This window comes from Pseudomonas sp. LBUM1648 (assembly GCF_059716145.1).
Map to the genome: position 1 here is coordinate 2,773,340 of NZ_CP166808.1, position 20,788 is coordinate 2,794,127.

Sequence of the window (20,788 nt, forward strand, 5' to 3'; positions counted from 1 at the left end):
TTTATGGAAAAGTCGAAGTTGCGCAAAGTCGGTATGGGATTGGCGTTGGTGACGCTGGCCGGGTTGGTGTTCTATGCGGTAAAGGCGCCGGCCGAGGCGCCGCAGTACCTGACTGCCACGGTTGAACGCAGTGATATCGAAAATGCGGTGCTGGCCACCGGGTTGCTCGAAGGCATCAAGCAAGTGGACGTCGGTGCGCAAGTGTCCGGCCAGTTGAAGTCGCTCAAGGTCAAGGTGGGCGACAAGGTGAAAAAGGGTCAGTGGCTGGCAGAAATCGATCCGCTGGTGTTGCAGAACACCCTGCGTCAGGCCCAGGTCGATGAGGAAAACCTGCAAGCGCAAAAACGCGCCACGCAGGCCCAACTCAGGCAGACCAAGGCGATTTACGAACGCTACAAGAACTTGCAGGACGACGCGTCGATCTCGCGCCAGGACTTCGAAACCGCGCAGTCTGACTACGAAGTGCAGCAGGCGAATCTGATGTCACTGGACGCGCAGATCAAGAGTGCGCACATCCAGATCGACACCGCCAAGGTCAACCTGGCCTACACACGAATCGTCGCGCCGATCGATGGCGACGTGGTCGGCATCGTTACTCAAGAAGGCCAGACCGTTATCGCTAACCAGTTGGCGCCGATCCTGCTGAAACTGGCGGATCTGGACACCATGACGGTCAAGGCGCAGGTTTCCGAGGCCGACGTGATTCATATCATGCCGGGGCAGGAGGTGTATTTCACCATTCTCGGCGAGGACAAACGCTATTACGGCAAGCTGCGCGGCACTGAACCGGCACCGCAGAACTTTCTCGAAACGCCGCCCGCCGGCACGCCAAAACAGAACACGGCGGTGTTCTATAACGCACTGTTCGAGGTGCCCAACCCGGATCATCGCTTGCGCATCTCGATGACCGCGCAGGTGCGGGTGGTGCTGGATACTGCCAAATCCGTGTTGACCATTCCGGTGGCAGCGCTGGGGCCGCGCAACAGTGACGGCAGTTTTCCGGTGCGCGTGCTGGACGCCAAGGGCCAGGCACAGGCGCGCAATGTGCAAACCGGGATCAACAACAACGTCAAGGTGCAGGTCAATGATGGTCTGGCCGAGGGCGACCGCGTGGTGATCGGTGATCCGGTGTCGACCGTGGCGGGGTCTTGACGATGAACGAGCCCTTGCTGCAACTGAGCGGGATTACCCGCAGCTTTACCGCCGGCGACCGTGAGTTTCTCGCGTTGAAGGACATCAGCCTGACGATCCATGCCGGAGAGATGGTCGCGATCATTGGCGCCTCCGGCTCCGGTAAATCGACGTTGATGAACATTCTCGGCTGCCTCGATTACGCCACCGCCGGCAGTTACAGGATCAACGGCCAGGAAACCCGTGACCTCGATAACGAGGCCCTGGCGGCATTGCGTCGCGACTACTTCGGCTTCATCTTCCAGCGCTATCACCTGCTGCCGCACCTGAGTGCCATGCATAACGTCGAGATGCCCGCGATCTACGCGGGCATCCCGGAGCTGCAACGTCATGCCCGCGCTCGGGAATTGTTGGCGCGATTGGGTCTGCAAGGGCACCTGAGCCACCGACCGAGTCAGCTGTCCGGCGGGCAGCAGCAGCGGGTGAGTATCGCTCGGGCGTTGATGAACGGCGGTGATGTGATCCTTGCCGATGAGCCTACGGGTGCCCTCGATACCACCAGCGGCAAGGAGGTCATGCGCATTCTGCTGGAATTGCACGCGGCCGGGCATACGGTGATTCTGGTGACACACGACCCGAAAGTCGCGGCCAACGCCGAGCGCATCATCGAGGTCAGTGACGGCGAGATCCTCAGCGACCGACGCAACGAGCGCGACACGGCGCAGTTGTCAGGCGACGAAGCGGTCCCTGCCAAATCCACCGCTGGACGACGCCTGGTCGCCAGCCTCGGTTTGTTCAAGGAAGCGTTCAGCATGGCCTGGGTCGCGCTGGTTTCGCACCGCATGCGCACCTTGCTGACCATGCTTGGCATCGTAATCGGCATTACGTCGGTGGTGTCGATCTCGGCAATCGGCGAGGGTGCCAAACGTTACGTGTTGAAGGACATTCAGGCGATCGGCAGTAACACCATCGATATCTATTCCGGCACCAGTTTTGGCGACAGCCGCTCGACGGCCATCGAAACCCTGGTGCCCGCTGACGTTGCCGCCCTCAATCAGCTGTATTACGTCGACAGCGCCACGCCGGTGGTCGGCCGAAACCTGCTGCTGCGTTATCGCAATATTGATCTGGATGCGCAGGTCAATGGTGTCGGCGACCTGTACTTTCAGGTACGCGGTATCAAGATGGAGGCCGGTATCGCGTTCAGTGAAAGCGACGCCCGGCGCCAGGCACAGGTGGCGGTGATCGATCACAAAACCCGGCTTCGGCTGTTCGGCGAACATGTCGACCCGTTGGGGCAAGTGATCCTGATCGGCAACTTGCCTTGTACGGTGATCGGTGTGGCCGCCGAGAACAAAAACCTGTTCGCTGCGAGCAAGTCGCTCAACGTCTGGGTGCCGTACGAAACTGCTGCCGGGCGCCTGTTGGGCCAGCGCTACCTGGACAGCATCAGCGTGCGGCTCAAGGACGGCCAACCCAGCAACGTGGTGGATGAACACGTCAACAAACTGATGCTGCAACGCCACGGCACCAAGGATTTTTTCACCAATAACCTCGACAGCATCATGCAGACCGTGCAGAAAACCAGTCGCTCGCTGGCATTGCTGCTGTCGTTGATTGCGGTGATTTCGCTGGTGGTCGGCGGTATCGGGGTGATGAATATCATGCTGGTGTCGGTGACCGAGCGTACTCGCGAGATCGGGATTCGCATGGCGGTCGGCGCCCGGCAATCGGATATTCGTCAGCAGTTTCTGGTGGAGGCGGTGATGGTCTGTCTGTTGGGCGGGGCGATCGGGATTTCGCTGTCCTACGCCATTGGCCACTTGTTTTCAGTATTTATCAAAGAATGGGAGATGGTGTTCTCGCTGGCTTCGGTGCTGACAGCGGTGGTTTGCTCGACGCTGATCGGCGTTGTGTTTGGTTTTGTGCCGGCGCGCAATGCTTCACGGCTTGATCCGATCGAGGCATTGGCCCGCGACTGATGGTACTCACCGAATTCCTGTAGGCGCAGCCTTCGGCAGCTCCTACAGGTGGGATTTTTGTCAGGCCGCCGTGGAAGCCGAAGTTTCCTGCGGCGAATACATCCAGCGCATCAACGAATGCCGCCCGCTGATCCCCAACTTGATCGCCGCGCGCTTGAGATAGCTCTCTACCGTGTTGACCTTCAACTGCAATTGCTCGGCCAGCTCCGGCGCAGTACGTCCTGCAAGCAGGCCGATGCACACTTCGGTTTCACGATTGGACAGACTCAACCCCAATTGCTGCAAGCGTTCATTGAAGCGCGCCCGCAGGGTTTCCAGTCCCGTGCCCTCGGCAGCTTCGCCCGGGTTTTCTGCACAAGGGTTGGTTGGCTGGAGTGCATCGATGTGCTTTTCCACCATCGGCAACAGAACCGGGGAGATGTCCTGCAACAGGCTGCGCTCCTGCGCGGAAAAGCGTTGCGACTGGCCGTTGCGGTATACCGAAATCACGTAGCGGTAACCGTCCTTGCGCCGGGTCAGGTGCAGTTGCGAAGCCTCGGCGGCGGTCGATGATTCCGGATTAGGCAAATCGTCGACCGCCGCGACACTGCGGTCGGAAAATACCGTTTCGGCTAACAACGCCGGCTCTTTCATGGGTTCCGGTTCACTACGGGTCGCGGTGCGGCCCACCGGTTCAACACGCATCTGGCGGATGTGCGTGGCATCGACTGCCAGTTGAGTGAGGATCAGGTCATGCAGCATGCGCGGGAAATGACGGCTGCCAGTGCTGGCGATGACTTTGCCGATGTGAGGGAACAGGTATGAATTCATTTACATCATCCATGAGTTTGCGGGGGCTAACACTCTTGCGACTTTGTCGACGATGTCCTTGAGCGACGAAAATTGCAGAAATTGGTTCTTATCCTAGTACAACGTTTGAGCGACGGTTTAATGAAGGCGTTATTAGCTCATAACCGGAGCCGTTGAGCACCAACGGTTTCTGCCCTGTTGCTTGGCCTGGTACAGGCAGGTATCCGCCGATTTCAGCAAGGTGGCAGGCGTGACCGTGTCATCGACCGGATGACGCGTGGTAATCCCGGCACTGGCCGTGACATAGCCCAAAGGGTGCCCGGCGTGTTCCATTCTGAGCGAGCGTATGGTTTGCAGAATATCTTCGGTCACCTGAATCGCTCCATCGCTATCGGTATTGGGTAACAGCACGGTGAACTCCTCGCCGCCGTAGCGCACGACCAGATCACCCGGACGCTTGACCGCTTGTTGGATCGCGCGTCCGACCGCGCTCAGGCAGTCATCTCCGGCGGCATGTCCGTATTGGTCGTTGTAGCGTTTGAAGTAGTCGACATCGAGCATGATCAGCGAGAGTGCCGAGCCTTGGCGCCGGGCCAGACGGACTTCATCGGCCAGCGCATTGTCCAGTCGGCGCCGGTTGCCAAGTCCGGTGAGGCTGTCGGTCAGCGCCATGTCGCGCATGGTCTGGTGGGCGTGGCGGATTTCCCGCTCCATCGCCATGCGCTGGCGCAGCTGGCTCAGTACGATGAGGCCGAAACAAGTCAGCACCAGGATCAGAAACACCAGCACGAAGCCGTTTTTCAGCAAGTCCTGACGCCATGGTTCGATGATCGATTCCTGGGAAAGCCCGGCCTCCACCACCAGCGGATAAGTGCTGAGGGCGCGGTAGCCGTACAGACGTTCGGTGTCGTCGATGACGGCGCGCACTTGCGCGATGCCCACATTGGAGTTGGGCAGGTAGGTCTTGAATATCTCGCTGTTGGCCAGGCTCTTGCCGATCACTGACGCAATGAACGGGCGGCGCACGAGGATTGTGCCGTCACGTTTGGCCAACACCAGCGCGCCTTTGTCGTCGATCCTGAAGTCGCCGTAGTAATCGACGAAATAGCTCACTTTGATCGTGCCCAGCAGCACACCGGCGAACGAGCCATCGGGAGTATTCAGGCGGCGCGAGATGGGAATGATCAGGTCGTGGGTGGAGCGGCTTTCGACCACCTCGCCAATGCGCACTTGCCGATCGTCATGGGTGCGGTGGTACTGGAAATAATCGCGGTCGGCGTTATTAGCAGTCTCGGGCGTGACCTCCTTGTCGGTCACGATCCACTGTCCGTCAGGCCCGTAGATAAACAAACCGTGCAACTGCGGCATGATTGTCGATTGCTGCACCAGCAGTTTGTGAATGCGCGGCACATCGAGGTTTTGCAGACCATCGCCTTCGATCCGCTCGCTGAGGGCCGCCGTCAGCACATCCATTTGCCGAATGGTGTCTTCGGCATGTTGAGCCGTCGCACGGGTCAGGTTGGTGACTGAGTCGCGCGCGGAGGCGAAGGCGGCGCGATAGTCGCGCCATGTCCGCCAGCTCTCGACTGCCAGAAAGGCAACGACCACCACCAGCATGAAACTGACCGTGAGTCGAAAAGTCGATCCCGCCCTCACGGCTTTCAGGGCAGCGGGGGAGGTGAGCTTGTCAGCGTTCCGCTCTGGCGGGTGGCGTCCGAGCATGAACATCTCCTTGGTTTCGATTCAACGTAATGCATGGCAACAGTATGACAAGGATCGCCATAAAGGTCGGGTTGTTGTCGGAGCAAGATTCAGTATGAATTGATTGTCTCTTCTGAGTTGACGGAGAAACGCTTTTCAGCCGATTTATCCCGTTTCAGTGTCTCAGTAATCTGTGCCCATCTTGAACGCAAACGAACTTCCACAATTACAAAGGGACGCACAGATGAACACTCCAACCTACAACCGCCTCAACAAAGACGACGCCGTAGTTCTGCTGGTTGATCACCAGACTGGTCTGATTTCTCTGGTGCAGGACTTCTCGCCGAACGAGTTCAAGAACAACGTGCTGGCGCTGGCCGATCTGGCCAAGTTCTTCGAACTGCCGACCATCCTCACCACCAGTTTCGAACAAGGCCCGAACGGCCCGCTGGTACCGGAGCTGAAAGAGATGTTCCCCGACGCGCCGTACGTCGCTCGCCCAGGCCAGATCAACGCCTGGGACAACGAAGACTTCGTCAAGGCGATCAAGGCCACCGGCCGCAAGCAGATCATCATTGCCGGTGTAGTGACGGATGTGTGCGTAGCGTTCCCGACCCTGTCGGCGCTGGCGGAAGGGTTTGATGTGTTCGTGGTGACCGATGCCTCCGGCACCTTCAACACTACCGTGCAACAAGCTGCGTGGAACCGCATGACCCAGGCCGGCGCACAGATGATGAACTGGTTCTCGGTGGCCTGTGAGCTGCACCGCGACTGGCGCAATGACATCGAAGGGCTGGGTAACTTGCTGTCGCAGCGAATTCCGAACTATCGCAATTTGATGAATGGCTATGCGGCGCTGACCGCTCAGCAGAAGTAAGCCAACGCTGCAATGCCAGAAGCCTGCCCTTAAAAGCAGGCTTTGGTTTTTTCTGCAGTTTGAAAGTGCAATCCTGGCGGTGACCCCGAAGTGCAATATCGGGCGCAGCCATGCCTGCGAGTCGTTGCCTGAGGCAGCCTCAATCCAGTTTGGCGGACATCAAGTTGCCGACGCGCGAAACCAGTGTGTCAACGGCAAAGGGCTTGGTCAGCACTTGCATGCCCGGCCCGAGTTGGCCGCTGCCGATAACGGCGTTTTCGGCGTAGCCGGTAATGAACAAGGTCTTCAGTTTTGGGCGGATTTCCCGGCCCGCATCGGCCATCTGTCGCCCGTTCATACCGCCAGGCAATCCGACATCAGTGATGAGCAAATCGATGTGTGCGCTGGAGCGTAATGCTTCCAGTCCCTCGACGCTGTCGGCCGCTTCCAGGAGGGTGTAGCCGAGTTCGCTGAGTACGTCTTTGAGCAAAATCCGCACTGTCGGCTCGTCGTCGACAATCAGGATGGTTTCCCCCGCTTTTGCCAGAGGTGTTGTCGTGCTGTGAGTGGCATCGTGATTTTGCAGCGCCTCCCCGCGGTACCGAGGCAAGTAGATGCACATCGTGGTGCCTTGACCTACTTTCGAATGCACCCGCACCTGACCGCCGGATTGCTTGGTGAACCCGTAGATCATCGACAGCCCCAGGCCGGTGCCTTGGCCGAGCGGCTTGGTGGTGAAAAACGGGTCGAAGGCTTTCGCGATGACGTCAGCGCTCATGCCAGTGCCGGTGTCAGTGACACATAGACAAAGGTATTCCCCCTCGGGCATGTCCAGAGCACGGGCGGTCTCGAACGCCATTGTTCGATTGGCCGTCTCGACTGTGATTCTTCCGCCATCGGGCATGGCATCGCGGGCGTTGATGCACAAATTCAGCAGGGCGTTTTCCAGTTGGCTGGCGTCGACGAGGGCTGGCCAGAGATCGGGTGCGGCGACGGTATTCAAACGTATGCTCGGGCCGACGGTGCGCTGGATCAGTTCGGTCACCCCGGCGATCAGGGTGTTCACATCCGTTGGCCGTGGATCGAGGGTCTGGCGTCGGGAGAAGGCCAGCAGGCGATGGGTCAGGGCCGCGGCGCGTTTAGTCGCGCCCTGGGCGGTGACCAAATACTTGTCGACCTCCTTCAGGCGGCCTTGAGCAATGCGTTTTTCGATCAGTTCCAGGGCGGCCGAGATGCCGGCGAGAAGATTGTTGAAGTCATGGGCCAGGCCGCCGGTCAGTTGGCCGACCGCTTCCATTTTTTGTGACTGGCGCAGTTTCTCTTCGGCTTGCATGAGATCGGCTGTGCGTGCCAATACACGCTGTTCCAGAGTTTCGTTGAGCGCGCGCAATTCGGCGTTGGCGCGGTCGCGCTCCGCCTCGACATTGCGCCGATCCTCAACATCAATGAGCACACCGGGAAAGCGCAGCGGGGTGCCGTTGTCGGCGCATTCGACGCGACCGTTGGCCTCGATCCAGTTGTATTTCCCGTCGGCGCGGCGCACCCGGTATTGATGGGAGTAGGCGCCGCCACGGGCAATCGCTTCATTGATCGCACCGGTGAGCCCCTCTCTGTCATCGGGGTGTACGGTCATCACCACTTGTTCCAGGGTCAGGCCGTCGCGGCCCAATGCGGGATCAAGGTCAAAAACCCTGGCGAAGGACTCATCCACAGTGAAGCGATCGGTCGGCAGATCCCAGTGCCAGGTACCGATAATGGCGCCGGCCGCGAGGGCGAGTTGTACGCGCTCGACGTTTTCCCGCGCGACCGCTTCGCTGATCCGCAAGCGCTCTTCGGCGTCTCGGCGTGCGGTGACGTCGCTGAAGAAAATCGCGATCTGGCGATCGGCAGGGTCACCGACCCGCACTGCACGCACATCGAACCAGCGTTCAAACGTATTGGCGTAATTCTCGAAGTTTGCCGGCTCGCCGGTCTTGGCCACGTGTCCGTAAGTCTCGAACCAGAACTTCTCAAGGTTAGGGGCGAACTCTGTGACCCATTTACCCCGCAGGTTGACGCCGCACTGACGTTCGAACGCCGGGTTGGCCTCGACGAAACAATAATCCACGGGGTGGTCGTCGGCGTCGAATTTGACTTTGACGATGGCGAATGCGGCCTCGATGGTTTCCAGAATGGTACTGAAGCGCGCCTCACTATTGGCGAGCGCCACTCGGCTGGCTGCAAGCTGCTGGGCCATATCCGGTGTTGCTACTGCGCTGCTCTCCAGAGCCAGGCGCAGGCGCATCACCTCTGCCTCAAGCTCCTCGCGAGTAAGATGCTTCAGAATTTCCACCACAGGGGCCTTCTTGATTTTTGTTTGAATTCATTCAACGCGGTTCAATCGAATACTGGGGATCCTCACATTGACACGCCGTCTGATGGTTAAGTTGCACCCGCACAGGAGGGGGAAGCCCGTTTTATAACGCCTCGCCGGCATCCAGTGTGGCGAGCAGCTTCTCGCCTCGCTGCCAAAGCGCCTGCTGCTTGGCCTCAGGCATGCGGTCGAGGTTTTTGTACATCATGCCCATACGTTGATTGCTGCGTAAAAGATCGCCATGGCGCATCAGAAAATGCCAGTACAACGCATTGAAAGGGCATGCGTTGTCAGCAGTGCTTTCGCTGACCTTGTAAGCACAGCCGCGACAGTAGTCAGACATTCGATTGATGTATTGGCCGCTGGCGCAGTAAGGCTTGGAACCGAGATAACCTCCGTCAGCGTGCATGACCATGCCCAAGGTATTGGGCAATTCCACCCAATCAAACGCATCCATATAGATGGCCAGATACCACTCGCAGATCTGGCTCGGCGCGATGCCGGCGAGCAACGCAAAATTCCCCGTGACCATCAGCCGCTGGATATGGTGAGCATAGGCGTGTTTCAGGCTTTGGCCGATTGCCTGACGCATGCAGTTCATTTTCGTTTCGCCAGTCCAGTAGAATTCCGGCAAGAGGCGCTTGTTACCAAATGAATTGCCTTGGGCATAGTCAGGCATCTTCAGCCAGTAAACACCACGTACGTATTCGCGCCAGCCTATCAGTTGACGAATGAATCCCTCGGCGGCATTCAGCGCAACGCTGCCTGACCAGTAAGCCGACTCCACGTCACTGCACACCTGACGCAAATCCAGCAGTCCGATATTGAGCGCAGCGCTGATGCGCGCATGGAACAGAAAGGGTTCATCGCTGGCCATGGCATCCTGATAATCGCCGAACCCGGCCAGGCCATAATCGAGGAAGTAACGCCACAGTGATTGAGCGTCGGCGTGGGTCACTGGATAGTTGAAATCGTCCAGAGAACCGTAGTGGTGGCTGAAACGTGCTTTGACCAGCGCAAGGACTTCGAGGGTGATGGCGTCGTTGGAAAAACCCGCCGGGTAGGGCGCTTTCACTCCCTTGGGCAGGGCTTTGCGGTTTTCGGCGTCAAAGTTCCAGGCGCCGCCGACCGGCGTACCGTCGCCATTGATCAACAGCCCGCTCTTGCGGCGCATCTCGCGGTAGAAAAACTCCATACGCAGCTGCTTTTTGCCGGCCGCCCACGCACTGAATTCCGTTCGACTGCACAGAAAACGCGTATCGGCATGCCAATGAATGGCTGGATCACAGTCCCTGAGAGACTGCTCCAGACGCCAGTCGCCACATTCAGTGACGTGCAGCTCTTCCGGTTGCAGAAGTGCCTGCCAGCGACCTAGTTCACCTGGCACTGATACGCTGTTGTGCGGATCATCAAGGGTGACGTACTCGACACGTACGCCTCTCGCTTGCAACGCCTTGGCGAAATGACGCATGGCGCTAAAGATCAGGGCAATCTTTTGTGGGTGATGAGGCACATGGCTGGCTTCTTCCATCACCTCGACCATGAGCACCGCATCCCGTTCGGGATCGAGCCCCTGTAATGAGGCCAGGTCAAACGAAAGCTGATCACCGAGGATCAGGCACAGGCGATTGACCTTGCTCATTCGGAACAGTCCAGCAGCGTCCGCTTCATCAAGTTGCTGTCAGCGAAAAAGGCAGCCGCAACTCTTCGACCGGGCCTGAATCCCGGCCGCACATTTCGTCGTGGACACATTGCTGCACCAACACGCAGGGAAACGCCGGAACGGTTTGCAGCAAGTCCCGCAGATGACTGATTGAGCGCAGTCGCATGGGTTTTGCCGCATCGTCGAGCAAGGTGAAATGGCCGTGATCCATGCGGATGCGCGCCAGATAAAAGCCACCTTCGAGCGACAGCAGTTCCAGTTCACGTATTTCGCTATTGGCGGCGCGTTCGGTGAGGGTTTGCAGATTCATCAATCACTCCTTGCCTACCAGGGTAGGCGTTCTCCGTCGTAGGCAAAGAAATGGCCGCTGTCTGACGGCGTCAGCCGGTCGATCAGGGTCAATAATTCGTGGCTGGCAACGCTGGCCGGGCGGGCCGCCGATGCACCGCGAAAAGGTTGCGACAGCGCCGAAACGACTGTGCCTGGATGCAGGCTCAGCAGGCGACTGTGAGGGCGAGTGCGGGCCAGTTCGATGGCCGCGGTTTTGATCAACATGTTCAGCGCGGCCTTGGAGGCGCGATAGGCGTACCAGCCGCCCAAACGGTTATCGTCGATGCTGCCGACCTTGGCCGAAAGCATCGCCATTGCACCATGGGGATCGAGCAGTGGCAGGAAGTGGCGCAAGACCATCGCCGGCCCCAGCGTATTTACTTGAAACACTGCCTGGAGCGCGTCGTGTTCCATCGCGCTGTAGCTTTTTTCCGGTTTGATCGCATCGCGATGCAGCAGGCCGGCGGCATGTACGATCAGTTGATAAGGCGCTTCTGTCGCCAGTTCCGCGGCGGCGCTGGCAATTGTCTCTGGCCGTTCCAGATCCAGCGGGGGATCCGTTTTACGCCCCAGTTCACGAACACCTGCACATCGAGAGTCCTGCTTCAGCCACTCACAGAACGCAGCGCCGAGTGCGCCACTGGCGCCGATTACCAGGGCGCGGTAGCCGTCACCCAGTGAAGTCATCGTGAGCGAGTCGGTCATTGATTGTCTCCCGCACTCTGGCGACGGAAGAACAATGTCACTTGGCCGATCTCGACACCGAACTTGGACATGGTGGTGCGATTGATCAAGGTGTCTTCGTCCATCAAGTACATCCAGTCGTCCATGCTCACTTCATAAACGGAGCCATCGACCGGCAGGCTCAGGATGTAGCGCCAACGCAGCGCGTTGCCGGCGACTTCACCCTTCGCCTCACCGACCACATCGCCGGCGCGGCCGCGCCATTTGCCCGCACCTTCCGGGGTCAGGGTCCAGACGCGACGCTCGCGAGTGCCGTCGCTATAGAGAAAACGCTCGTCCAGAATCAGGTTGTTTCCCTCGCGGCGACTCTCGATGTTCACCTCGAAGCGCTTGACGACTTCGCCAGAGCGTTTTTGAAACATCCCCCAGGCTTTGACGGGTTTGCTGAAAAACTTCTCCAGGTTGAAGGCCGGTTGCTGGTCGGCATAGTGCCCGACCTCGACGCTGCCACAGCTCGACAGGCTGAGCACCAGAGCCAGTAAAACCAAAAAACGGGTCATTGTTTTTACTCCCTGAATACACAGGTCAAGGTGGAGGACATTCCACAAAAGTGCTTGTACAGCTATCTATGCTTGTACAGGTTTAATGGCGTATTTGACTCGACAAACCGCCAACGAAATCACTTTCATCGGCTGATCAGTTGGAGGAACTCCTGACGCGTGCTGGAGGACTCTCGAAAGGCACCGAGCATGACCGACGACGTCATGACCGAATTCTGCTTTGCCACACCGCGCATCATCATGCACATGTGCCGGGCCTCAATGACCACGGCTACACCCGCAGCATCGGTAATTTGCTGGATCGCATCGGCGATCTGTCTGGTCAGGTTTTCCTGGATCTGCAAGCGGCGCGCGAACATATCGACCACCCGGGCCACTTTCGACAGCCCCAGCACCCGGCCCGTCGGGATGTAGGCCACGTGGGCCTTGCCGATGAAGGGCAGCATGTGGTGTTCGCACAGTGAATAAAGCTCGATGTCGCGAACGATGACCATTTCATCGTTCTGTGACTCGAACAGCGCGCCGTTGATGATGCCTTCCAGGTTCATCGAGTAGCCGTCGCACAGGTACTGCATGGCTTTGGCTGCACGCTTGGGCGTGTCCCGCAGACCTTCGCGGTCGGGGTTTTCACCGACGCCGAGAAGAATTTCACGGTAATGGTTGGCTAATGATTCAGTCATTCGGATTTCTCGCGGCGTTGCGACAGGATAGGAGTGCGGCAACTGCTGTGGCTGTCGTGACAACGACGGCTGCCGTCCGGGTGAGGCAGCCAGGCCAAGTGAGGACGCAGGTGGCAGAACAAGCGATAAGCAATGGCAAACAAAGGCCGGGTCAAACGCCAGCTCAGGGGGGCGACCCAGACGCCAAGCCCTGCGGCTCGCCAGCTCCATAGCGTAGCGTCGAGGCCTTTTACCCAGCGTCCATCGTCGAATCGTGCATGCAGTGCGGATTGCATTTGCTTAAGCGTGAACCCCAGTGCGGCTGGATCGAAGTCCTCATGGCTAAGGTCAACGAAGCACAGGCGTGTTTCGACGGCGTGTTGGCGTAACAGCTTGATTTCTCGCGCACAGAGCGGGCATTCACCGTCAAAGTAAAGCGTCAGCGGCCACGGCTCTAAGTTGTACATTGCGGCATGCCTTGTATAGGTTTTTTATAAAGATAGGCCGAAAAAATCGAGCTGACAATGGAGCGCCACTCTTTTTGTGAAGATAGGAAGTCGTTACATCCAGGCGCCCCACAGAACCGGGAGCGGATTGGGCGGCGCAAAGCAGCGCTCCCGCAAGAGCGGGAGCACTGTTTCGGGCTCTTTGCGTCAGGCGAGGTAGGCCGGGTAATCCACATATCCTTCGGCATTGCCGCCATACACCGTGGCCGGGTTCAGCGCGTTCAGCGGCCAGTCATTGGCGATCCGCGCGGGCAGGTCCGGGTTGGCCATGAACGGGCGGCCGAAGGCGACAAAGTCTGCCAGGCCAGAATCGAGCAACTGTGCACCGGATTGCGCGTTGTAGCGTCCGGCGTAAATGATCGCGCCGCTGAAGGTGTCGCGCACCGCCTGGCGAAAGGTTTGCGGCATGGCGGGTGCATTGTCCCAGTCCGCTTCGGCGATCGACAGATAGGCAATGCCTACCTCTTCCAGCACTTTGATCGCCTCGATGTAAGTGGTGTGCGGATCTTCCTCGACCAGGCCCAGGTAAGTCCGCGCTTCATCGGTGGTGCTGAACAGCGGCGCGAAACGTACGCCGACTTTCTCCTTGCCGATGCACTCGGCGACACCGGCTACAACTTCGCGCAGAAAACGCAGGCGATTGTGCAACGAACCACCGTACTGATCGGTGCGCAGGTTGCTGTGGGCGGAGATGAACTGGTTGACCAGATAGCCGTTGGCGCAGTGCAGTTCGATGCCGTCGAACCCGGCGTCCATCGCGTTGCGTGCAGCCTGAATGTAGAGCTGAATCAGTTCCTGCACTTCATCGGTGGTCAACGCGCGAGGAGCGGACGGCGATACCAGCTCACCCGCGCCAGGCGCGGTTTCGATGAACACGCTGACTCGGTCGGTCGACACTGCGGACGCTGATACAGGTGCCGCGCCTTCGGGCTGCAACGTGGTGTGGGACACCCGGCCCACATGCCACAACTGGGCGAAGATCACGCCATCGACAGCATGCACGGCCTCGGTGACTTTGCGCCATCCGGCGATTTGCTCGGGCGTGTGAATGCCCGGGGTCCAGGCGTAACCCTGGCCACGCGGTTCGATCTGTGTGCCTTCGGTGACGAGCAAACCGGCGCCGGCACGCTGCTGGTAATACTCGGCCATCAGCTCGTTGGCGATGTTGCCCGGTTGCGTACTGCGCTGGCGGGTGAGGGGCGGCAGGACGATGCGGTTTTTCAGGGTGTGAACGCCCAGTTTGGCGGGCTTGAAGAAGCTGCTGTTGTTCATGGAGTTGACCTTGATAAATGTCTGCAATCCGGTCGTTTATTAGACCAGTCGACTAGTTGGTGGGCGAAAAAAAACACCGTGCAAGCCGCACACGGTGTCTGGAGTTGTAAAAGACTTAGCCGAGCATTTTCAGCAGCTTTTCCGCCACAGCGGCGGAGCTTGCCGGATTCTGTCCGGTGACCAGTTGCCCGTCAGCCACCACATACACCTGCCAGTCGGCGACTTTGGAATAACGCCCGCCGAGACGCTGGAACTCGTCTTCGATGAGGAAAGGCACCACTTCCGTCAAACCGACCGCCGCTTCTTCGGCATTGGTGAAGCCCGTCACTTCGCGGTTTTGAATCAGCGGTTTGCCGTCGGCATTCAGGACGTGACGCAGCACACCCGGTGCATGGCAGACAAATCCGTGGGGCTTGTTGGCGCGGTCGAAAGCTTCGATCAACGCGATCGACTGCTTGTCTTCGGCCAGGTCCCACAGCGGGCCGTGGCCACCTGGGTAGAACACGGCATCGAAATCATCAGCGCTGACATCGCCCAGACGCCCGGTGTGGGCCAGTACCTGTTGCGTCGCCGGGTCATTGCGAAAGCGCTCGGTTTCTGCGGTTTGTGCATCCGGCTCGTCGCTTTTCGGATCGAGCGGTGGCTGGCCGCCGGCCGGCGAAACCACGGTGATCTGTGCACCGGCATCCTTGAAGGCGTAGTAGGGCGCGGCGAATTCTTCGAGCCAGAAACCGGTTTTCTTGCCGGTGTTGCCGAGTTGATCGTGGGAAGTCAGAACCATCAGGATTTTCATAAAGCACCCTTGCATTGATCAGGTGTTATCGAAGCGCGACGGATTCGCACGTTGGGGACACCCGGTGATGTTTGTCGGGACACAGCATAGATTCCAATTAGACCAGTCGTCTAGTAATTTTTTTGCCTGTGGGTTTTTAGACCTCGGGTGTGGCAAACTCGCATTTCTTCGAAATATACGACTGGTCTATTGTTTGGTATTTAGCGCCCCATGAAAGCGACCTACGACGATACTCGCCAACACTTGCTCGACACGGGTCACCGGATGATGGCCGAGAAGGGCTTCACCAGTGTTGGCCTGAACGAGATCCTGCAAACCGCAGGTGTGCCCAAAGGCTCGTTCTATCACTACTTCAAATCCAAGGAACTCTACGGACAGGCCTTGCTTGAGGATTACTTTGTCTGTTATCTCGCCGACATGGAGCAGCGCCTGACTCTGCCAGGGCTGAACGCCTATGAGCGGCTGATGGATTACTGGCAGGGCTGGCAGAACCGTTGCACTCTTGAAGGGCATGGCGACGAATGTCTGGTGGTCAAGCTCAGTGCCGAAGTGGCCGACTTGTCCGAGTCCATGCGCCTCACATTGCGAGATGGCGCCGAACGGGTGGTGGCCCGCATTACCCAGTGCATCGAACAGGGCCAGGCTGAAAAAAGCCTGCCTGCGGGAGACGCCCGGCACTTGGCGGAAACCCTGTATCAACTGTGGTTGGGCGCCAGCCTGTTAAACAAACTGCAGCGCACGGGGCAGTCGCTGAACACCTCGATGGCGACGACCAAGCAGCTGCTGGGTGTTTGACGCGGCGTTCACGGTTAAATCACCGCCCATTCATCGCGATATTGCAGCAGGAAGTCCACGAACGCCCGCACGCGTTGGGGAACGTAGCGACCGTGCGGGTACAGCAAGGTGTATGGCCGGGAACGACCCTTATAGGGCTGAAGAACCTCGACGAGACGGCCGTCTGCCAGTTCCTGTTCGACAATGAACTTGTAGGTCTGGAACAGTCCCGCGCCGTTTCTGGCCAGCGTCACACCGCCGAGCACATCGTCAGAACAGGAGTAGCCTCCGTCGGAGTACACCTCACGATCCGTGCCATCCTCCAGAAACAGCCACGAAATTTTTCTCCCGCTGCTGGGCAACTCAAACTGGATGCACTCGTGCTGATCCAGGTCTTCCAGGGTTTTCGGCATGCCGGCCTTGTGCAGATAGTCGGGCGAGGCGACCACCACCAGCTTCGCGTCTTCGAGCAAGCGCGCGATCATGGTCGAGTCCGGTTGCGCCCGAACCCGGATCGCCAGATCGTAACCTTCCGCGACGAAGTCGATGTTGCGATTGCCCAAGTGAATATCCACGGAGACTTCGGGATAGAGCGCGCGAAACTTTGGCAACAGCGGCAGAATGCGGTGATGCCCGTACGTGGTCGGCACACTGATGCGTAACTGCCCCGAAGGTGTCGTCTGCGCGCCCATGACTTCTTGCTGGGCTTCAACCAATTGCGTCAGCGCCTGACTGCATTGCTCGAAAAACTTTCTTCCCGCTTCGGTCAATCGAATGCTGCGCGTCGTTCGGGTAAACAGGCGCGAACCCAGCCTCTGCTCCATGCGCAGAATCGACCGGCTCACCGCTGCCGGTGTTACTCCGGCCAGTTGTGCGGCAGCCGTGAAGCTACCGGCCTCGGCGGCGAGGCAAAAGAGCTCGATACTGCCCAACTGCAAGTCATCAAAGTGGCGCTTCATAATCGATTACACCGAGAATCAACGGACATTTCATTCGGGTGTGTACCACATGAAAAGGCACCGCCGGTATAGGCCGGCGGTGCTTTTTCATGTCGTAATCAAAACGTCTGGATCAATGACCTGCACTCTGGCCCCCGTCGACGTGAAGGATTTCGCCGGTCACGAAGTTCGCGGTGTCCAGATAAAGGATCGCTTGAACGATGTCATCAATCTCGCCCATGTGGCCAACCGGGTGCAGGTTGCCGAGCGCTTCGTGAGTCTCGACACCATGCATCGGCGTCTTGATGATGCCTGGTGACACGGCGTTGACCCGAATGCCGCGCTTGGCATACTCGATGGCCAGCGATTTGGTCGCAGCGTTGATGCCACCCTTGGTCAGCGAGGCCAGCACCGACGGTATGCCGTCAATCGCATGATCCACCAGGCTGGTGGTGACGCTGACGATGTGTCCGCTGCTGTGCTTCTCCATCTCGGCAATGGCCAGTTGGGAGATGTGGAAGAAGCCGCTCATGTTGGTGGCCACGACCTGAGCGTAATCTGCTTTGCTGTACTCGGTGAACGGTTTCGCCACGAAGATACCGGCATTGTTGACCAGCGTATCGATACGGCCGAAGCGTGCAACGGCTTCGCGGATAACGCGCTCGGCGGTTTCAGGGTCAGCAATGTCGCCAGCGACAGTCAGAATATCCGGGTCTGTAGACGGTTTGATGGAGCGGGAAGTGGCGACCACCTGATAGCCGCGATCACGAAAACCCTTTACCAGACCTGCGCCAATGCCTTGGGATGCGCCAGTAATCACTACTACTTTATTGGACGTGCTCATGATGAATCCTCATTGAATCGAAGTTAATTGAGTAAACAAATTTGCAACTGTCAGACGTGAGCCGCGACCTGCGCTGCCTGACGTAGCGCTTGCTCGTATTCGGCGACCGATTGCGATCCGGACATGAGTTGCCGATCATTCAGAACCATCGCCGGAACCGAGTTGATGCCGCGCTGCTGGTAAAACGCTTCAAGTTCACGAACTTCGCGACTCAACTCATCGGATGCCAGCACTGCCTGCGCACGTTCGGTATCAAGGCCAACTTCGCCAGCCAGCGTCACCAGCGTTTCACGGTCATTCGGGTTCTTTCCGTCCGTGAAGTAAGCCCGTAACAGGACTTTCTTCAGTTCGCGCTGGAGCCCCTGTGTCGATGCCCAAAACAACAAGCGATGGGCATCGAACGTGTTGTAAAAATGACTGCGTTTTTCCAGGTCAAAGCGAAAACCGATCTGCGCGCCGCGTTCAATGATCATTGCGTTGCGCTCGGCCACTTGCTGAGCCGTGCGGCCGTACTTGCGGATCATGTGGGCGATGGCGTTTTCACCTTCCGCCGGCATGTCCGGATTCAGCTCGAACGGTTTGTAAGTCAGCTCAACCTCGACTTCACCGGCCAGGTTCACGATCGCTTGCTCAAGTGCAGTAGCACCCAGTGCACACCAAGGGCAGACAACATCCGAGACAAAGTCGATTTTTACGGTGCGGCTCATGACTGCGAGTCCGACAACTGTTTGCGGTACTCCGTGGTCGTCATACCGGCATAACCCCAGTTATCGGTATCAACTTCCTCGATCACGATGTGGGTGAGTTTCGGATCCTTGTTCAGAACCCGTTCCATCGTTTCCGTGATTTCCTTGATCACCTGGGCTTTCTGCTCCCGGGTGACGCCGTCACGGGTGATACGCACGCTGATGAAAGGCATTTGAATATCTCCAGTCGCAGGCCTGTCGGGATGATGGGCTGCTGTTGGAGAGAACTTTAAGAAGTTGCTGGAGATTGATAAATGGGGCTTGAGGTACATCATTTGTGATGCGGTGTATCAAATGTAAAGGGCGCGATGGCCCCGATTGCGGCACCACCCGGAGCTACAGCGCGGCCGGGGCCAACATCTCCTCGATCCACTTTGCCTGTCGCGCGACCTCTTGCACTTTCGCCTCGGGCAACGCCTGCCGGGCCCGGGAAAAGTGGCTCAGGGTCTTCTGCTTCTGGCGCAGCTTGCGTTGCCACTTGGTCAGAAACGCCGGACTGCGTGCCTGCATCTGTAACGGGCCGAAGTACAGCTCCTGGTCGGTATAGGTCACTGACGCTGCACGCTCGGCAACGATGATTTCGTAGTCGAAACGGTTCTCTCGCAGCACTTCTTCGCTGAGGATGCGGTAGCGGTTATTCATCAGCCATTGGCGCAGTGGCTGCTCGCCGCCGTTGGGTTGCAGGATCAGGCGTTCTTCGCCGCTCAAGTGCGCTTTGCCGCTGTCGAGGATGTCCCGAATGGTCTCGCCGCCCATGCCGCAAACAGTGATGGCGGTGACCCTGTCTTCCGGTTTGATAGCCGCAAGACCATTGGCCAGGCGCACCGTGATTCGGTGGTGCAGGTCGTTCTCGCGCACGGTACGTTCGGCTGCATGAAACGGCGTCAACGCCACCTCACCAGCCACCGCTGCTTCTATGAGACCACGGCGCATCAACGCCACCGGCAGATAGCCGTGATCCGAGCCGATATCGGCCAGCCGTGCGCCGGCAGGCACATGCGCCGCCACACGCTCCAGGCGCGTGGACAATGTCTGTTCGTTCAACGGCAACCCCTGTTCAGCACAAACCTGCGGCGTCTGCGGCCGCAAAAGGGGTGCGACTTTGTCGAGCAACGCGTTGCGTGTCAAATTCCGGCGACAAGAGCACACGACTAATAGCTACGCGACTTCCGCCGAAGTTTGCAGGTAATCTGCCGCTTCGCTGACTAAAACAAACAAAAGCAGGAGTCATTGATGCAACCAATCCGTCTCGGCCTGGTGGGCTACGGCAAAATTGCGCAGGATCAACACGTCCCGGCGATCCTCGCCAATCCCGGATTCCAGTTGGTGTCTGTCGCCACGCAAGGCAAGCCCTGCGACGGTGTAGAGAATTTTCAGTCGTTGAGCGAGTTGCTTGAAAACGGTCCGCCGGTTGATGCGATTGCGTTCTGCACGCCACCGCAAGGTCGCTTCGCTCTGGTGCAACAGGCACTGGCAGCTGGTAAGCATGTGTTGGTGGAAAAACCGCCTTGCGCCACGTTGGGTGAAGCGATGGCGTTGGTGACTCTGGCTGAACAGCAAGGCGTCAGCGCCTTGTTTGCCTGGCATTCACGCTATGCGCCGGGCATTGCAGCCGCCCGCGACTGGCTCGCCACTCGCACCCTGCAAAGCGTGCAGATCGACTGGAAGGAAGACGTGCGCAAGTGGCATCCCGGCCAAACCTGGATCTGGCAACCGGGCGGCCTGGGCGTTTTCGATCCGGGCATCAATGCCTTGTCGATCGCGACCCACTTGCTGGCGCTGCCGTTGTTCGTCGAATCGGCCGAACTGCGCGTACCGAGCAACTGCCAGTCGCCGATTGCCGCGTCGATCAAAATGTCTGACGCGCGCCACCTCGATGTGCGCGCCGAGTTCGATTTCGACCATGGTCATGACGAACTCTGGAGCATCGAGATTCGCTGCGCCGAGGGTGTGCTGCGCCTGGATAACGGGGGCGCGGTGTTGAGTATCGACGGCGTGCGCCAAGCCGTGTCGGAGGAGGGCGAGTACGCGGCGGTGTATCGACATTTCCAGCAGTTGATTGACGACAAGGCCAGTGATCTGGACCTGCAGCCGTTGCGGTTGGTGGCGGATAGTTTCTTTGTGGGGAGTCGGATGGCGGTTGAGGCGTTTTACGACGCCTGATCCCGACGTACCCCATCGAAAGCCTGCGCTGAGAGCAGGCTTTT

Annotated in this window: 21 protein-coding genes; 5 read left to right on the forward strand and 16 right to left on the reverse strand. The window is 58.6% G+C overall.

Annotated features, from left to right (window positions below; translation table 11 throughout):
• The first annotated feature begins 3 nt into the window (after window positions 1–3).
• Both macA and ACA043_RS12750 read left to right on the forward strand, forming a co-directional pair.
• A complete protein-coding gene (macA, locus tag ACA043_RS12745) occupies window positions 4–1,152 on the forward strand; it encodes a macrolide transporter subunit MacA (protein WP_497659369.1) in 1,149 nt (382 codons plus the stop codon).
• Between the two features lie 2 nt (window positions 1,153–1,154).
• Window positions 1,155–3,113, forward strand: coding sequence for a MacB family efflux pump subunit (locus tag ACA043_RS12750; RefSeq protein WP_497659370.1), 1,959 nt, complete (start codon window positions 1,155–1,157; stop codon window positions 3,111–3,113).
• 60 nt (window positions 3,114–3,173) lie between these two features.
• Here ACA043_RS12750 and ACA043_RS12755 read toward each other — a convergent pair whose 3' ends face one another.
• On the reverse strand, window positions 3,174–3,923 hold the full coding sequence (locus tag ACA043_RS12755; RefSeq protein WP_497659371.1) for a helix-turn-helix transcriptional regulator: 750 nt from the start codon (window positions 3,921–3,923) through the stop codon (window positions 3,174–3,176).
• Between the two features lie 132 nt (window positions 3,924–4,055).
• Window positions 4,056–5,624: a sensor domain-containing diguanylate cyclase gene (locus ACA043_RS12760; RefSeq protein WP_497659372.1), complete on the reverse strand. Its 1,569-nt coding sequence runs from the start codon at window positions 5,622–5,624 to the stop codon at window positions 4,056–4,058.
• A gap of 223 nt (window positions 5,625–5,847) precedes the next feature.
• Here ACA043_RS12760 and ycaC point away from each other — a divergent pair, with 223 nt between their 5' ends.
• Window positions 5,848–6,480, forward strand: a complete 633-nt coding sequence (gene ycaC, locus ACA043_RS12765; RefSeq protein WP_497659373.1) for an isochorismate family cysteine hydrolase YcaC — start codon at window positions 5,848–5,850, stop codon at window positions 6,478–6,480.
• 139 nt (window positions 6,481–6,619) lie between these two features.
• Here the strand turns inward: ycaC and ACA043_RS12770 are convergent, their stop codons facing one another.
• From ACA043_RS12770 to ACA043_RS12810, 9 genes are all read right to left on the reverse strand, one after another.
• Entirely contained in the window at window positions 6,620–8,791 is a 2,172-nt protein-coding gene (locus tag ACA043_RS12770; protein ID WP_497659374.1) for an ATP-binding protein, read from the reverse strand.
• A 124-nt stretch (window positions 8,792–8,915) separates the two neighbouring features.
• Window positions 8,916–10,454, reverse strand: a complete 1,539-nt coding sequence (locus tag ACA043_RS12775) for a cryptochrome/photolyase family protein (RefSeq protein ID WP_497659375.1) — start codon at window positions 10,452–10,454, stop codon at window positions 8,916–8,918.
• 28 nt (window positions 10,455–10,482) lie between these two features.
• Complete coding sequence (locus tag ACA043_RS12780; protein WP_187678726.1) at window positions 10,483–10,785, reverse strand: DUF6482 family protein; 303 nt, start codon at window positions 10,783–10,785, stop codon at window positions 10,483–10,485.
• Window positions 10,786–10,799: 14 nt separating this feature from the next.
• Window positions 10,800–11,510, reverse strand: coding sequence for an SDR family oxidoreductase (locus ACA043_RS12785; protein ID WP_497659376.1), 711 nt, complete (start codon window positions 11,508–11,510; stop codon window positions 10,800–10,802).
• Window positions 11,507–12,049, reverse strand: a complete 543-nt coding sequence (locus ACA043_RS12790) for a DUF3833 domain-containing protein (RefSeq protein ID WP_187678724.1) — start codon at window positions 12,047–12,049, stop codon at window positions 11,507–11,509. The genes ACA043_RS12785 and ACA043_RS12790 overlap by 4 nt, the downstream gene beginning before the upstream one ends.
• Window positions 12,050–12,174: 125 nt before the next feature.
• Window positions 12,175–12,729 carry a GTP cyclohydrolase I FolE gene (gene folE / locus ACA043_RS12795; protein ID WP_187678723.1) on the reverse strand — a complete coding sequence of 185 codons (555 nt, stop codon included), beginning with the start codon at window positions 12,727–12,729 and terminating at the stop codon, window positions 12,175–12,177.
• Window positions 12,726–13,175, reverse strand: a complete 450-nt coding sequence (locus ACA043_RS12800) for a thiol-disulfide oxidoreductase DCC family protein (RefSeq protein WP_497659377.1) — start codon at window positions 13,173–13,175, stop codon at window positions 12,726–12,728. The genes folE and ACA043_RS12800 overlap by 4 nt, the downstream gene beginning before the upstream one ends.
• A 186-nt stretch (window positions 13,176–13,361) precedes the next feature.
• Window positions 13,362–14,486 (reverse strand): alkene reductase, encoded by a 1,125-nt coding sequence (locus ACA043_RS12805; protein WP_497659378.1) that lies wholly within the window; start codon window positions 14,484–14,486, stop codon window positions 13,362–13,364.
• Window positions 14,487–14,601: 115 nt separating this feature from the next.
• A complete protein-coding gene (locus ACA043_RS12810; RefSeq protein ID WP_497659379.1) occupies window positions 14,602–15,279 on the reverse strand; it encodes a type 1 glutamine amidotransferase domain-containing protein in 678 nt (225 codons plus the stop codon).
• A 210-nt stretch (window positions 15,280–15,489) separates the two neighbouring features.
• Between ACA043_RS12810 and curR the strand changes: the two genes are divergently transcribed.
• Window positions 15,490–16,074, forward strand: coding sequence for a TetR family transcriptional repressor CurR (curR, locus tag ACA043_RS12815; protein ID WP_187678719.1), 585 nt, complete (start codon window positions 15,490–15,492; stop codon window positions 16,072–16,074).
• Between the two features lie 14 nt (window positions 16,075–16,088).
• Here curR and ACA043_RS12820 read toward each other — a convergent pair whose 3' ends face one another.
• From ACA043_RS12820 to ACA043_RS12840, 5 genes are all read right to left on the reverse strand, one after another.
• Entirely contained in the window at window positions 16,089–17,012 is a 924-nt protein-coding gene (locus ACA043_RS12820) for a LysR family transcriptional regulator (protein ID WP_187678718.1), read from the reverse strand.
• A gap of 112 nt (window positions 17,013–17,124) precedes the next feature.
• Window positions 17,125–17,835, reverse strand: a complete 711-nt coding sequence (locus ACA043_RS12825; protein ID WP_497659380.1) for an SDR family NAD(P)-dependent oxidoreductase — start codon at window positions 17,833–17,835, stop codon at window positions 17,125–17,127.
• Window positions 17,836–17,885: 50 nt separating this feature from the next.
• On the reverse strand, window positions 17,886–18,542 hold the full coding sequence (locus ACA043_RS12830; protein WP_497659381.1) for a DsbA family oxidoreductase: 657 nt from the start codon (window positions 18,540–18,542) through the stop codon (window positions 17,886–17,888).
• Window positions 18,539–18,754 carry a tautomerase family protein gene (locus tag ACA043_RS12835; RefSeq protein ID WP_305443122.1) on the reverse strand — a complete coding sequence of 72 codons (216 nt, stop codon included), beginning with the start codon at window positions 18,752–18,754 and terminating at the stop codon, window positions 18,539–18,541. Before ACA043_RS12835 ends, ACA043_RS12830 begins: the two co-directional genes overlap by 4 nt.
• A 163-nt stretch (window positions 18,755–18,917) precedes the next feature.
• Window positions 18,918–19,625, reverse strand: a complete 708-nt coding sequence (locus ACA043_RS12840) for a tRNA (adenine(22)-N(1))-methyltransferase (protein ID WP_497659382.1) — start codon at window positions 19,623–19,625, stop codon at window positions 18,918–18,920.
• Window positions 19,626–19,814: 189 nt separating this feature from the next.
• On the opposite strand from ACA043_RS12840, the gene ACA043_RS12845 reads away from it, so the two are divergent.
• On the forward strand, window positions 19,815–20,744 hold the full coding sequence (locus ACA043_RS12845) for a Gfo/Idh/MocA family protein (protein WP_497659383.1): 930 nt from the start codon (window positions 19,815–19,817) through the stop codon (window positions 20,742–20,744).
• Window positions 20,745–20,788 lie beyond the last annotated feature (44 nt).